Genomic DNA, 14,290 nt, shown 5'->3' with positions numbered 1-14,290 from the left:
AGGAGCATGACCACTTCGAATGAGGAGCCCCAGAACGCGGCCGACCTTCGCGGTCCCGGTGACCCCGACGAGGCGAAGCCGGTGACGCAGGCGCCGCAGAGCGGCCAGCACCCGGAACTGCCGGGTGCCAGCAATATCCGTGACGAGCAGCAGGCGCACGCAGCCGGAACCGTCCCGGCGTCGTACTCCGGAAGCGGTGCGCCGCCCGAGGAGCACAAGCCCGAGGAAGCCCTGGAGGAGCCCGGAACCTGGGACGACGAAGTCTGACGTGATTACCCGCGCCGATGTGGATGACGCGGCACGGCGGACCGCCGGCCTCACCCGGCTGACGCCGGTCCTGCAGGCTGACCCAGGAACGTTCCAGGGTGAGGTGTGGTTCAAGTGCGAATACATGCAGCACACCGGCACCTTCAAGGCCCGGGGCGCGCTCAACCGCATCCTCGCCAGTAAGGAGCGCGGAGAGCTGAAGCCGGACGTCGGCGTGGTGGTGGCATCCGGTGGAAACGCAGGGCTGGCCAACGCCTACGCGGCAGCCCGGCTGCGAGTCCCGGCAACCGTGTTTGTCCCGGCTGCGACGCCACCGGTGAAGGTGAGGAAGCTGGAGGCTATCGGCGCCAAGGTCATCCAGGGCGGAGCGGAATACGCGGAGGCTTACCAGGCCGCGGTGGCGCACGCCCGGGAGACCGGCGCTGTTTACTGCCACGCTTACGATCAGCCAGAAATCGCAGCCGGAGCAGGAGCGGTGGGGACGGAACTGCTGGAGCAGATAGCCGGCGTGGACACGGTGCTGGTTGCGGTGGGCGGCGGGGGACTGATGGCCGGAATCGCCACAGCCGTGGAAGGCTCCGCGAAGGTGGTGGGCGTCGAACCGGAAAACGCCCCGACGCTCCATGCCGCCCTGGCAGCGGGTGAACCCGTTGACGTGGCGGTGTCCGGCGTCGCTGCCGATTCCCTGGGAGCCCGACGTATCGGCGACATCGGCTTCTCCGTCGCGGTCCGCGCCGGCGTCGAAAGCGTCCTGGTGTCCGACACCGACATCATTGCGGCGCGTTCGCTCCTGTGGAACGACTGCCGGGTGGTGGTGGAACATGGTGCTGCCGCGGCGTATGCCGCCCTGACCTCGGGTGCATATGAGCCCAAGGCCGGGGAGCGCGTCCCGGTGATCCTTTGCGGGGCCAACACGGACCCGGCCAACCTCTAGGTAGGGCAGCCGGGCCCGGTCAAAGGAAAAGGCTTTAGCTGCAGAACTGGCTGTAGGTAGTGCCGGCCTGCTCGTAACCGGCCTGGAGCTCGGTCAGCTTGGCTTCGTCCGGGGTTTCCTTTGCCTGTTCGTCCGTGTACTCAAGGATGGACTCAAGGGCGGGCTTAAGGTCATCGGAGGCAACCGCATGGATCGGCCGGATCTGGTTGGCGAGGCGGTTCATGCCCGTCTTGCCCGCGTTGTTTGCAGGGCTGGACACAACGCTCTGGATCCGCTCGCAGGTTTCCGCGGTGGTGAGCTGGTTCGAAGCGGTGCAGGCCGTTGCGGAGACAACGAGTCCGGCGGCGATCAGGGCTGTGGCGAGTTTCTTCATGGGTCCCTCAGTAGTTGATTGAGGTTTCGATTGTAAGCAGAATCCCGGACGCGGTGGTGGTCCGGGATGCCCGCACCCGCAACTATGAAGGGGGCATCAGTCTCTGGCGGGCCGTCCTGGAAGTGCTTAAAATGGCAGAACCATCGTGCGGAGCTGCCGCAGATTGGGCCCCGCGCATCAGCCCAATTCAAGGAAGCACCATGCGCCGAGTACAGCGCCGCACCGCCGTCGGATTCATTGCTCTTTTGGCCCTGCTGTTACCCACTGCGCTGCCGGCAGCGGCCTCTCCGCCTTCCCGGGACGATGCTATTGTGCTCGACGGCGCCAAGTCCGCTGAGGGCATCGCGGCCGGCAAGGGGAAGACTTTCTACGCCGGGGAGCTCTTGACCGGCGATATTTTCCGCGGCGACATTCGTGACGGCAAGGCCAAGCGTTTCATCGACGTACCTAAGGGGCGGATGGCCGTCGGGATGAAGGCGGATGTCCGCCGCGACCTGCTGTACGTGGCCGGCGGAGGCAACGGAAAGGCGTACATCTACAACACCGAAACCAAAGCTACGGTCGCCAACCTCACGCTGAGCACCAAGAGAGGTTCGTTCATCAATGACGTGGTCCTCACCGATGACGGAGCGTGGTTCACGAACTCGAAGTACGGCGAGCTGTATCAGGTCAAGGTCAGCCGCTGGGGAGAGCTGCGCAAAGCTATCAGGACGCTGACCGTGAAAGGCGAGGCAGGCGCTGCCCTGGCACCCGCGGACTTTGGGCTCAACGGCATTGCGGCAGCCAGGGATGACCACGTGCTGATCGTGGCCCACACCAAGAACAAGGCCCTGTACAGGGTGAATCCGTGGAACGGCGAAAGCAGCAGGATCAAGGGCCTGAACCTTGAGTTCGTGGACGGCATCCTCGTGCAGGGCAACACGCTGTGGGCTGTGCAAAACATGGCCAACAAGATTTCCCGCGTCAAGCTGGCCGGTGACTTGTCTTCCGGGACGCTCCGGGATGTCATCACCAGCAAACATTTTGATATTCCGACGTCGATTGCCAAGTTCGGCGATACCCTCGCCGCCGTAAATGCCCAGTTTAACCGGCCGGCCAGCCCGCACGAGGTGGTCCTGGTTCCGGCACGTGACTGACTGAAAACCTCCAACTGGCTGGCAGGTGACGTCGTCAAAACGCAGTTCCGCGACATCACCTGCCAGCCAGTTTCGCGTGTCCGGACTCAGTCCGGCTCCGCCCCGGGTCTAAAGCCCATAACGAAACGCAATGAAACAAATTCTCCCACTTAGTGCCGCAAAAGCCTTGACCCTCGTCGTGGCCCGCTGATAAACCTAAAGGGCAGAAAGCGCTTTCCCTCCTGCTTCAAACCGCCCAAGCCGCCCCAGAACTGCTTGGTCGCGGGTAGGAGTGAAACGTTCCAAACTGTCGTGCGGCAGACTCAGCTGCCGCCGCATCAAAGGAGATGTTCCCTTGCCCTATCCCTCAAAATGTTCCCGCTTGTCCCGTGGAGGCCGTGCCTGGAAGGCCGCCCCGCTTGCCGCGGCGGCATCACTCACGGCCGCCGCACTGGCGTTTACCGGCGTACCCCTGGCCCACGCAAACCCTGCATCTGACCCCGTGCATTCCGGCAAGGCCGGGCTTCAGCGCCAGGTGGAGAACCTGGACCGGGCACCTGTTGCCGTGCTGTCAGACCAGGGCGTTACCCTTGGCTGGCGCATGCTGGGCCTGGACAAGGACAGCGTTGGCTTCCATGTGATCCGTGACGGCGTCCAGCTCACCGAAGAGCCCGTCCGGAACACCACCACCTATGTTGACCCGGCCGGAACCGCAGCCTCCAAGTACGTCATTAAGACGGTGGGCAACGGCAGCGGGCAGGACAAGCTCAGCACCGAATTCACGCCGCTGGCCCAGAACTACCTCGCCATCAAGCTGGACAAGCCGGCCGACGGCGTCAGCAAGGACGGAAAGCCTTACACCTACACTGCCAGCGATGCGAGCGTTGCGGACCTCGACGGCGACGGCAGCTACGAGATCATCCAGCTTTGGAACCCCTCCAACGCGCAGGACAACTCGAAGGCCGGTTATACGGGCAACGTGTTCGTGGATGCCTACAAGATGGACGGCACCAAACTGTGGCGCATCGACCTTGGCCACAACATCCGTGCCGGCGCCCACTACACGCAGCTCCTTGCCTATGACTTCGACGGCGACGGCAAGGCCGAAGTGTCCACGAAGACGGCGGACGGCACCAAGGATGCCGCCGGCACCGTTATCGGCGACGCCGCAGCGGACTACCGCAACAGCGGCGGCTACGTCCTGTCCGGACCCGAATTCCTCACCGTCTTCAACGGCGCCACCGGCACCATCATGGACACCGTCCCCTACGACCCGCCGCGTGGCAACGTCAGCTCCTGGGGTGACGGCTACGGCAACCGCGTGGACCGCTTCCTTGCCGGTGTCGCGTACCTCGACGGCGAGCGGCCCTCCATGATGTTCAGCCGCGGCTACTACACCCGCGCCGTTGTGGTCACCTATGACCTGGTGGACGGCAAGCTGATGAAGCGCTGGACCTTCGATTCCGACATTGCCGGGGCGGAGTACAAGGGCCAGGGCAACCACAACCTCTCCGTCGCTGACGTGGACCAGGACGGCAAGGACGAGTTCGTCTTCGGCTCCATGACCATTGACGACGACGGCACGCCGCTCTACAACACCAAACTGGGCCACGGCGACGCTATCCACACCAGCGACTGGGACCCGTCCCGCCCGGGCCTGGAGACCTTCGCCGTGCACGAGAGCATGAGCCAGAGCGGAAACCGCGGCGCCACCTTCCGCGACTCCGCCACCGGTGAAGTCCTGTGGAGCATTCCTGCCACCCGGGACACCGGCCGCGGCGCCATCGGCGACATCGACCCACGCCACGCCGGTGCTGAAGGCTGGGCAGTTGGCGGCGACGCTGCCTGGAACTCCCCGGTGGGCCAGTTGCGTTCGGCCAAGGGCGAGCTGATCGCCCAAAAGATCCCCGCCGCCAACTTCATGGCCTGGTGGGACGGCGACCTGCTCCGCGAAATTGTTGACCACGACTTCGATGCCGTAGCCGGCGTGGGTGTCCCCACCGTCTCCAAGTGGAACTGGGAAACCGAGTCCAGCGACCGGCTCCTGACCGCCACGGGCGCAAGGACCAACAACCACACCAAGGGCAACCCGTCGCTCCAGGCGGACCTCCTGGGTGACTGGCGTGAGGAACTGGCCTTCCCGTCGTCGGACAGCACCGAGCTGCGGATCTACACCAGCACCTCACCCACCGAGGTCCGGCTCCGCACCCTCATGCACGACACCGTCTACCGGACCGCCGTTGCCCGCGAGAACGTGGCCTACAACCAGCCGCCGCACCCGGGCTTCTTCATCGGCGAGGGCATGGAGACCCCGGCCGCACCGTCCGGGAAGTACGCCGGCACAGAAAAGAAACCAAGAAACAACAAAGCCCCGCCCTCCCCCACAAGGGGGTGGGCGCCGCTTTCGTATGCGGAATGTCCGACGCCGGATCCGGCTTTAGTTGTCAGCCGCGGTGAGTTCCGGTGCCGGGTTAGTCACGGTTTAGTGCTGGCCGAGGTTCCCGCCCACCGGCGGCAGGCCGCCATCGGGCCGGCGGTCGCCCTCGCGCCGTTCCCCGGCGCTCAGGTTCTCGCCCTCAACCGTCTCGTCGGACTCGCCGGTGGTGTCCACCAGACCGTTGGTCTGGTCGAAGGCGTGGCCGATCCTGTCATCACCCAGATCGGCGACCGAACCGGTGGTGCCGGCTGCCGCCGCCGTGCCCGTGGTTGTGGTGCCGGTAGTGGTGGTCGTGTCCGTCGGGACCGGGGTGACGGTGACGGGCTCGCTGGGAACCACTGGGGTTACTGTTACATCGGCACCTTCAGTGGTGTCCTTTTTGGACCCTGCCATGGCCGCTGCCGCACCCGCCGCCGCGGCGACGCCCAAGCCCGCCGCCATCTTGCCGGAGATGCCTGCCTTGCCCGAATCGCCGCGTGATCCCGCAGCGTCCTCCACACCGGGGGTGCCTGCAGGGGCTCCGGTGCTGACGCTGCCGCGCCAGGCGCCGCTCGCGTAACCCTCATCCTCGATGAATTCCTTGAACCGCTGCAGGTCGGCCTCGGCCTGGCGGTCCACGACGTTGAGCTTGTCGCCCACCTTCTCAATGATGCCTTCGGGTTCGTATTCAAGCGTCAGTTGCAGGGAGGTCTGGCCGCCGCCGATGTCTTCAAAGTCAACTGCGCCGGCGTTTGTTGCGCCTTCCGTGGCGGCCCACGCAACCCTGCGATCCGGGACCTGCTCCAGGATCTTGGCTTCCCACTGCCGGCGGATGCCGCCGATCTCTGCCACCCACTCCAACCGGTCGTCACTGAGCTGCGTGACGCTCTTGACGCCGCTCATGAAGTGCGGGAATTCCTCGAACTGGGTCCACTGGTTGTAAGCGGTGCTTACCGGTACGTTCACCAGAATGCGTTTTTCCACCTTCGTGCTCATAACGTCTCCTTCGCTTTGTTACCGGAAAGCTGATGAATCGGTAGAAATCATCAGCATGCTTACCAACATACCTAAAGGGCTGGCTCGTTTCCAGAGGAAGAAAAAACGACTGCGGCACTCGGCGCCGGATTGCCGGGCCAGGTGCCGCCGTCGAGGGTCCCGTGGACGGGGGAGTCCAACGCAGTTCAGGGACCAGCTTCCGGAGTGTCCGGCCCCTCGGCCGGGTCCTGCGAGTGAGCCCTGATTTCTGTGATGTCCGCATCCGGGTCGCCCTCTGCGGGTGCCTCCGTGTGGACCCGCTCATCCTGCAATGGATTCTCGCTCATGGCTGCTCCTGACCGCGACGGGGACTTCGCCACAGATCATTCAGCGCTCCCCGGCCCGGCCTGTCAAGGACCCTGGAAAGGCTCTGGCCGGGACGGTTCTTCTGTGCTGGACTGGTGCTGCAGTGGGCACCATCCGCCGTCCCGCCACGGGCGGCATCTTTTCCAGGCAGAACATGGACGGCCGGCGCTGACTGGCCATTGGAAGGAACACTCATGGCACCGTACCGAATCGGATATTTTGTGGGGAGCCTGGCATCGGGCTCCATCAACCGGGTCCTCGCCAACGCGCTGATCAAACTCGCACCGGAGGACCTGGAGTTCGCCGAGATCCCCATCAAGGACCTTCCGCTCTACAACTACGATTACGACGCCGACTTCCCGCCGGCAGGACGTGCCCTCAAGGAGTCCATCGAGGCTTCAGACGGCATCCTGTTCGTGTCGCCGGAGTACAACCGTTCCATCCCCGGTGCCCTCAAGAATGCCATCGACTGGGGCTCCCGGCCGTGGGGAAGCAACTCGTTCGCCCGCAAGCCCACGGGAATCATCGGAGCATCGCCGGGCAGCATCGGCACCGCGGTAATGCAGTCCTCGATGCGCAGTGTCCTGAGCTTCCTGGACGCGCCGCAGCTCAACGCCCCCGAGGTTTACATCCACTACAAACCAGACGTGTTCGGTGCGGACGGCGAGGTCAGGGATGAGGGAACCGCCAAGTTCCTGCGCCACTATATGGACGAGTACGGTGCCTTCGTAGCCCGCGTCCTGGCCGCCAATGCACCAGGCCACATTGGGGACCTGGAACCGGATTCCGCAAAGCTTTCGCGCTAGCAGTCAGGGCAGGAGTGCGGATGCCCACCGTCCCAGCGACGGCGGGCATCCGGGTCTTTAGTCCAGCGGCAGGGTGACGGTCACGCTCGTGCCGTGCCCGGGGACTGAGTTGATGTCCACGGTGCCGCCGGCCTCGTGGACGGCCACGGACATGAGCCGGAGTCCATAGCCGTGGTGGCGCCCGCAGGTGGCGAGCTTGCTGTCAAAGCCTGTGCCGTCGTCGGCCACTACCAGGCGGATGCCGTGGTCGACGGCGGCGAGCTGGACGTTGAGCTGCGACGCTTCGGAGTACTTGAACGCGTTGCTGAGTGCCTCGCGTGCCGACTGGTACAGCAGGGACGCGCAGTCCGCCGGAATCTCGATGCCCCAGTGTGGAGTATCCCAGTGGACCGCGGTCCCTTGCTGACGAAGGGGCACCGTGAGCCGGTCAATGCAGCCGGCCAGCCCCAGGGTGTAAAAGTCGAGTGGATGCTGATCTGTCAGCACGCCTGCCACGGCTGTTACTTCTTCAAAAGCTGTTTCGTTTCCCATGACTTCCTGCACCCCGCAAGCTGTTGGTTCGATACCTCCAGAGTGGACCTGCAACGTCAATGAGCAGCAAGGTTTTCCTCAAGATCGCATCAATTCTGCGGGCCTTGTTGCGCTCGAGCAGTCTGGCTGCTTTCCTTCCCGGTCAGCCTGCTGTTAGCGATGAAGCATTGAGCGAAGTTCGTCTCCGGTTGGGGGCAGGGCACCAGCCCTGCCCACGGTGATCGCGGCCGCAGCAGCGGCCGTGCCTCCCAATTGTTCAAGGACGGAAGGCGCGTAGCCGTCGGTTCCGCGGGGGAGGATTCCCAGGATCAGGGCGGACATGTAGGAGTCGCCGGCGCCGATGGTGTCAACCACCGTGGACGTCACCGCGGGGATGCTGAGGACAGTGCGCGGTGTTGCCAGCAGTGAGCCTGACGAGCCCTTGGTGATAACGGCGAGATCAGCTCCCAGCGTGAGGATGTGCGTTGCGGTTTCGTCCAGGGTCTTGTCCGGGTAGAGCCATTCAGCGTCCTCGTCGCTGAGTTTGACGACACTGGTGAGGTGGACCAGTTCCTCGAAAGTGCGCAGTGCTTCGGCGTGGGTTCCGAGCAGGGACGGCCTGATATTGGGGTCGTAGGTGATGATGCACTGGTGGCGGAGTTGCTGGAGAACTGTCCGGACAGTTGCAGCGCCCGGCGCGAGAAAGCTTGCGATCGAACCGGTGTGGAGGACCTTGGGCGGGGTGTGCACGAGGTCCAGCGGTTCCACATCCCAAGTGATGTCGAAGGCGTAGCTGGCTGAGCCGTCCTGGGCGATGGTGGCGGTCGCCGTCGAGGTTCTCTCCAGTGAGCGGGAGCCCGGCAGGAGCGTCACGCCGGCGCCGGTAAGGTGCTCCTCGAGCGCAGCGCCGCGGCGATCAGTGCCGATGGCGGTGAGCAGCCCGGTGCTGACTCCCAGCCGGGCCAGGCCATAGGCGACGTTGGCCGGTGACCCGCCGGGGTGCTCGCTGGTGCCCCCGGGCGTGGTCACGACGTCAGTGAGGGCTTCCCCGATAACGACGACGTCCAGCACCTCCCGCGGAGGGTTCGGCTTGCCGTTGTAGTGCATGTTTTTCTTTCCTGACTTGGGTTGCCCTACGCGAACTGGGTGACCTGAAGTTTGTTGATGGTGGCCGTACCACCCACGGCAAAGACAGAGAGCTCGGTGCTGGTCTCGGCCGGGAAGATCAGTTCGGTCATGGTGACTTGGCCGCCCTGGGCGAACACTTCAACCGAGCAGCGGTCCACGAAGATGGTGAGGCGGTAGGACCCCGCCGTAGCCCGGACAGGGGCGGTGTCAAGGGAGGGGAAGGATTCGTGGAAGCCTGTCTGCCCTGAGTCCCGCCGGTCCACGAACAGTTTGCCTTCGCCGGGGCGGATGCCCACGCGGGTTCCCTTCACGCCGTCGCCACGCAGGATGAGGCCGAATTCCTCTGCGCTTCCGGGCGTGAAAGTTACATCGATGCGCTGGACCGTGCCGGCAGCGCCGGCCAGCACCTGCGCGCTGTCGTGAATGGCGGTTTCAGGAAGGCAGAACGGCGGCGGGCTGGCCAATGCACTCCAGTCGCCCGCGGGCTGCTGGACCAGGAGCAGGTTTCCGTCGCTGGCCTGCAGGGAAATTTCGCGGGCGAGACTCATGGGACTGCGCCACGGTGTGGTAGGGATGTAGTTCGCGTATTCCCAGTTGTTCATCCAGGCGATCATGAGGCGGCGGTTGTCCGGGGCGTTGCTGAAGGAAACCCCGGCGTAGTAGTCCCGGCCCCAGTCCAGCCACTGGTATTCGCCCAGCCGGTCCGGGTCCTGAAGGCCTTCGGTCACGGTGCTGGCCGAGGTGAAGGTGGTTCCGTCAAAATCGCCCACGAAATATTGGCCGGCCGAGCCCTTGTTGGGTCCGCCGGGGTTGAGGTTGACGGTCAGGACCCATCGAAGGTTGTCCGGGTCGCCGTCTACGGGCAGCTGGAAAAGGTCGGGGCATTCCCAGACGCCGCCGGTGGCGTTGGCCGGGCCGAATGTGCTCAGCAGTTCCCAGTTCTTCAGGTCCTCGGACTTGTACAGCACTACCTGGAAGTCCTTGGCTTCGACGGCGACCATCACCCAGTAGCTGCCCGCGGCGCCGTCGTACCTGATGACTTTGGGATCCCTGAATTCCGCTGAGTTGCGGCTGAGTACGGGGTTGCCGGTGTGCTTTGTCCAGGTGTAGCCCCCGTCCAGGCTGTAGGCCAAGGACTGGGCCTGGATACCCTCATGCCCCGAGCCGGGTTTGAAGGCGCTGGTGTAAATGGCGACGAGCGGCGCAGTGGACCCGGTGCCGAAGCCGCTGGTGTTGTGGCGGTCATGGACGATGCTGCCGGAGAAGATGTCTTCGTCCTCGTCGCAGGCGATGGCGACGGCGTGCTCGGTCCAGGTCAGCAGGTCTGTGGAGGTGGCGTGGCCCCAGGACATGTTTCCCCAGACGTTGCCCAGCGGGTTGTTCTGGTAATAAAGGTGATAGGCGCCTTCATGAAAAATCAGTCCGTTGGGGTCATTGAGCCAGGTGTCCCGGGCGGCGTAGTGCAGGGCCGGCCGGAAGGTCTCAGCTGTCGTGGCGGTCGCGGCAGTCATGAAGTGACGTCTCGTTTCTTGGCGGGTCTGGTCCCTGCAGGTCCGTCATGGGAGCGCCGCAGGCGGGGGAGTGGGGCGTGGGGCCGGCACGGGTGTTGCCGCCCCCACCGTTCCGGGTGGTTAGGAGTTCTTCTTGTAGCGGTCGTAGGCCTGCTGGTAGACCTCGATCATCTTGTCGACGCCGACATTCTTGAGCTGGGAGACGTAGCCGTCCCATTCCTGCTCGATGCCGCCGGAGACAATCCACTTGGCCATGTTCTGCTTCACCAGGGACGTGACATCGGTCTGGATGGTGCTGATCTGCTGCAGTTCCTCGTTGGAGAGGGCTACCGGGGGGTAGCCGTCGTTGCCGGCGAAGGGCTTGTAGAGCTCCTCAACGGTCTTCTGCCGTTCGGCGGCGCGCGGTTCAGGGGCTACCACGGTTTTGAAGTTCTCAGCGGTGTTGGCCTTCGGGCCGCCCGGGGCGACCTTTTGGCGGCGTTCGCCTTCGCTGGTTCCGGCCGGGGCCGGGATCTGGGTCAGCAAGCCGCTGGTATCTTTTTGCAGGGTCTCACCGATCGGTCCCCAGTTGGCCTGGGCGGACTGGATGGGGTCATACAGGTTGTCGGCCCAGCGCATGGTCGCGGCAGGGTATTTGTTGTTCCGGGTGATGGCGAAGGCGCCGCGGGCGATTTCCTGGTTGTTGGCCTGGCTGGCGGTCCGCTTGCCGTCCACGCCTTCCAGCACGGGGACCAGGGCGTAGTTGTTGGCGCGGTCCGCACCGACCATTTCGGGGATCTCCCACCAGACGAAGGAGCCGAGGTTTTCCTGGGCGGCCTTGCCCTTGGCCAGGTAGGCCTTGTCGTCCTGGGAGAAGGACTCTGGGTCGATCAGGCCTTCCTGGTACCACTCGTGCAGGGTCTGGATGGCTTTTTTGTAGCCGTCCTGGGTGGCGGTGAAGATGACCTTGTCATCCTGGACGATGCGGTGGTCCATGTTGTCCGGCACGCCGCCGAGGGCTGCTATGAGGTCAACGATGTCCCCGCACCAGGAGCCGGGCATGAAGCTTAGGGGAATAGTTTTGCCGGTTCCGGAGGCGTCCTGGGTCTTGAAGGCGAGCAAGGCATCGTGGAACTCGTCGACAGTCTTTGGCATCGGGATGTTGAGCTTTTTCAGCCAGGAGGTGTTAATCGCCATTGCGTGGGGGAACTGGACCAGGCCGAGTTCTTCCACGGAGGGCAGGGAGTAGATGTGCCCGTCCGAGGAGGTGATCGCTGCCTTGATGTCAGGCCGCTCGGAGAGCAGCGCGGAGAGGTTGGGGGCGTTCTTCTCGATCAGTCCCTCGAGCGGGATGAGGGTGCCGCTGGCGGAGTAGGTGGCGATCTCGGCGTCGGTGAGTCCGGTGTTGAAGAACGCGTCGGGCAGGTCACCGCTGGCGAGGATGAGGTTCTTTTTTTCCTGGAAAACCGTCTCGGGCAGGTTTTCCCAGTTGATGTGGATGTTGGTGGCCTTTTCCCATTCCTGCACCACTGCCATGGTGTTGTAGTCCGGAGCCAGTGCGGTCTTGGTGCCGGAGAATGTCAGGTCAAGCTGCTTGCTGACGATAGGGAGGCCTGATTCCTGGAAACCGAAGTCAGCGGAGGCGTCTTTGATCTCCGTGGTGCCCGAGCCGCCGCCGGAGCAGGCGGTGAACGTCAATGTTCCGGCCAGGACTGCGCCGAGGGCGGCGTATTTGCGGCTGAATGCCATGGTCATTCCTATTCTGAGGTGGAGTTTTTTGAGGTGGGTGTTGCCCGCCCGGGGCGGTTGCCTGGGCGGTGGTACTGGGAAGGGACTATTTGACGGCGCCGATCATGGCGCCCTTGGTGAAGTGCTTCTGCATGAATGGCAGGGCAATCATGAGGGGCAGGCTCGAGACGACGATCATGGCGTACTTGGTGAGCTCTGCGATCCGTTGCGCTGCGGCATAGGATTCGATGTCTCCGCCGGTGGTTCCGGTGGAGGAGACGTCTGACTGGATGAGGATGTTGCGCAGAACGAGCTGCAGCGGGTATTTGGTGTCGTCGTTGAGGAAGATCAGGGCGTCAAAGAACGAGTTCCAGTGCGCCACCACGTGGATCATGATCATGAGCATGATCAGTGGCTTGGACAGGGGGAGGACCATCTTGAAGAAGAACTTGAAGTCGGTGGCCCCGTCCATCTGGGCAGCTTCGCGCAGTTCGTTCGGGATGGTGTGTTCGAAGAATGACCTGGCGATGATCAGGTTCCAGACGCCCACAGCCCCGGGCAGGACCACTGCCCAGACGGTGTCGAGCATGCCCAGGTCGCGGACCACCAGGTACTTGGTGATGAGTCCGCCGTCGAAGAACATAGTGATGACGAACAGCAGCATCAGGATTTTCCGGCCCGGCATGTCCTTGCGGGACAGGGCATAGGCGCCGCAGAGGATGGTGCTGACGCTGACGGCGGTGCCGAGCACGGTGTAGACGAGCGTGTTGCCCAGGCCGTTCCAGATCCTGCTGTCGGCGAAGATCCGTTCGTACCCTTCGGTGGTGATGCCCGAGGGGAGGAGCCAGACCTTTCCCTCATAGACGGCGTTCGGATCGCTGATGGAGGCGATGACGATGAAGTACAGCGGGTACACCACGGCCAGGATGGACAGCAGGAGGACGGATGTGGCGGCGATGCTGAAGGCGCGGTCACCGTACCTGTCCCGCAGCGATCGCTTGGGGCGGACTTGGCTGACGGTCCGTTTCGGGGTTTCGGTAGTGCGGGGGTTGGTTGTCAGGGACATATCGGCATCACCACAGGGTCGCTTGGTTGGCCCGGCGAGCCACGGTGTTGAAGAAGAGCAACAGCGCCAGGTTGAGGAGGGAGTTGAACAGGCCGATGGCGGCCGAGTAGCTGAACTGCGCCTGCTGCAGGCCCGCGTGGTAAACGTAGGTCTGGATGATCTCCGAGGAGGAGATGTTCAGCGGCGTCTGCATCAGCAACGCCTTCTCAAAACCGACGTTGAGCAGGTTGCCGATGGCCAGGATGAACAGGATGGTCACCACCGGCATGATGCCGGGCAGGTCAATGTGCCGGATGCGCTGGAGCTTTGAGGCGCCGTCCACCTTGGCCGCGTCATGCAGCGCAGGATCGATGGCCGCAAGGGCCGCCAGGTAGACGATCATTGAGAAGCCGGCGTTTTGCCACACGTCAGAGATTACGTAGACGGGACGGAACCACTCCGCGGAGCCCATAAAGAAGATCGGCTCCCCGCCTCCAAGCTGGATGGCATTGTTCACGAGCCCCGACCGGGGGGAGAGAAGGACGAACATGATGCCCACCACCACAACAGTGGAGATGAACGCCGGCGAGTAGAGCACCGTCTGGGTGAACTTCTTGAACTTTTCGCTTTGCAGCTGGTTGACCAGCAGCGCCAGGATGATCGGGATGGGGAAGGCCACCAGCAGGCCGAGGATGGCGATCCACAGGGTGTTGCCCACCACCTGGCCGAACTGGTAGGAGTTCACGAACCGGATGAAGTGGGTCAGGCCCACCCAGGGGCTGTCAGTAAAGCCGTCCACCGGGTTGTAGTTCTTGAACGCTATCTGCACGCCGTACATCGGCCAGTACTTGAAGACCAGGATGTAGATGACGGCCGGCGCTAGTAATACCTGTCCCAAAAGTCATCGGGGATGTCCACGCCGGCAAGCTGAGGCCGTTACGGCCCAGAACGCGGGAATCCATGCTTGCTCCTCAAGGGGGTGTCCGGAAAGGAGTACCCCTATCTTGAGCTGGGACAGCTTGCTTCTTGAGCCTGAGTTGCGTGCGTTCATCTTGATTGAAGCTTGTAGTTTCGTTGCCGGTTCTCTGCCGCTCATTTGAGTTCCCGTTGAAAAACTCGATGTCAATAGGACGTAGG

Annotated in this window: 13 protein-coding genes and 1 pseudogene; 5 read left to right on the top strand and 9 right to left on the bottom strand. The window is 63.6% G+C overall.

Going from position 1 to position 14,290, the window contains the following annotated elements; translation table 11 throughout:
• Positions 1-6 precede the first annotated feature (6 nt).
• Together AC50X7_RS07470 and AC50X7_RS07465 are read left to right on the top strand one after the other, a co-directional pair.
• Positions 7-267, top strand: a complete 261-nt coding sequence (locus tag AC50X7_RS07470; protein ID WP_494978420.1) for a hypothetical protein — start codon at positions 7-9, stop codon at positions 265-267.
• A 1-nt stretch (position 268) separates the two neighbouring features.
• Positions 269-1,201: a threonine/serine dehydratase gene (locus AC50X7_RS07465; protein WP_494978419.1), complete on the top strand. Its 933-nt coding sequence runs from the start codon at positions 269-271 to the stop codon at positions 1,199-1,201.
• A 34-nt stretch (positions 1,202-1,235) separates the two neighbouring features.
• On the opposite strand, the gene AC50X7_RS07460 is transcribed toward AC50X7_RS07465, so the two are convergent.
• Entirely contained in the window at positions 1,236-1,574 is a 339-nt protein-coding gene (locus tag AC50X7_RS07460) for a hypothetical protein (protein WP_307093677.1), read from the bottom strand.
• Between the two features lie 200 nt (positions 1,575-1,774).
• On the opposite strand from AC50X7_RS07460, the gene AC50X7_RS07455 reads away from it, so the two are divergent.
• Both AC50X7_RS07455 and AC50X7_RS07450 read left to right on the top strand, forming a co-directional pair.
• Complete coding sequence (locus AC50X7_RS07455; RefSeq protein ID WP_494978418.1) at positions 1,775-2,710, top strand: SMP-30/gluconolactonase/LRE family protein; 936 nt, start codon at positions 1,775-1,777, stop codon at positions 2,708-2,710.
• 334 nt (positions 2,711-3,044) lie between these two features.
• Positions 3,045-5,039 (top strand): annotated as a pseudogene (locus AC50X7_RS07450) (rhamnogalacturonan lyase); the annotation flags it as partial.
• Positions 5,040-5,171: 132 nt separating this feature from the next.
• On the opposite strand, the gene AC50X7_RS07445 reads toward AC50X7_RS07450, so the two are convergent.
• Positions 5,172-6,101, bottom strand: coding sequence for an SRPBCC family protein (locus AC50X7_RS07445; protein WP_494978417.1), 930 nt, complete (start codon positions 6,099-6,101; stop codon positions 5,172-5,174).
• A 185-nt stretch (positions 6,102-6,286) separates the two neighbouring features.
• Positions 6,287-6,427, bottom strand: a complete 141-nt coding sequence (locus AC50X7_RS07440; protein ID WP_494978416.1) for a hypothetical protein — start codon at positions 6,425-6,427, stop codon at positions 6,287-6,289.
• 213 nt (positions 6,428-6,640) lie between these two features.
• On the opposite strand from AC50X7_RS07440, the gene AC50X7_RS07435 reads away from it, so the two are divergent.
• Positions 6,641-7,252 carry an NADPH-dependent FMN reductase gene (locus AC50X7_RS07435; protein ID WP_494978415.1) on the top strand — a complete coding sequence of 204 codons (612 nt, stop codon included), beginning with the start codon at positions 6,641-6,643 and terminating at the stop codon, positions 7,250-7,252.
• 57 nt (positions 7,253-7,309) lie between these two features.
• Here the strand turns inward: AC50X7_RS07435 and AC50X7_RS07430 are convergent, their stop codons facing one another.
• From AC50X7_RS07430 to AC50X7_RS07405, 6 genes are all read right to left on the bottom strand, one after another.
• Positions 7,310-7,783: a sensor histidine kinase gene (locus tag AC50X7_RS07430; protein WP_307093683.1), complete on the bottom strand. Its 474-nt coding sequence runs from the start codon at positions 7,781-7,783 to the stop codon at positions 7,310-7,312.
• A gap of 153 nt (positions 7,784-7,936) precedes the next feature.
• Positions 7,937-8,869 carry a carbohydrate kinase family protein gene (locus tag AC50X7_RS07425; protein ID WP_494978414.1) on the bottom strand — a complete coding sequence of 311 codons (933 nt, stop codon included), beginning with the start codon at positions 8,867-8,869 and terminating at the stop codon, positions 7,937-7,939.
• A gap of 26 nt (positions 8,870-8,895) precedes the next feature.
• Positions 8,896-10,401: a glycoside hydrolase family 32 protein gene (locus AC50X7_RS07420; protein WP_494978413.1), complete on the bottom strand. Its 1,506-nt coding sequence runs from the start codon at positions 10,399-10,401 to the stop codon at positions 8,896-8,898.
• Positions 10,402-10,521: 120 nt separating this feature from the next.
• Complete coding sequence (locus AC50X7_RS07415; RefSeq protein ID WP_494978412.1) at positions 10,522-12,129, bottom strand: ABC transporter substrate-binding protein; 1,608 nt, start codon at positions 12,127-12,129, stop codon at positions 10,522-10,524.
• Positions 12,130-12,214: 85 nt separating this feature from the next.
• On the bottom strand, positions 12,215-13,174 hold the full coding sequence (locus AC50X7_RS07410; protein WP_494978411.1) for a carbohydrate ABC transporter permease: 960 nt from the start codon (positions 13,172-13,174) through the stop codon (positions 12,215-12,217).
• 7 nt (positions 13,175-13,181) lie between these two features.
• Positions 13,182-14,051, bottom strand: coding sequence for an ABC transporter permease (locus AC50X7_RS07405; protein WP_494978410.1), 870 nt, complete (start codon positions 14,049-14,051; stop codon positions 13,182-13,184).
• Between the last annotated feature and the right edge of the window lie 239 nt (positions 14,052-14,290).

Source organism: Pseudarthrobacter sp. Hb11 (genome assembly GCF_059383655.1).
This window is presented reverse-complemented; position numbering and strand designations above follow the sequence as displayed.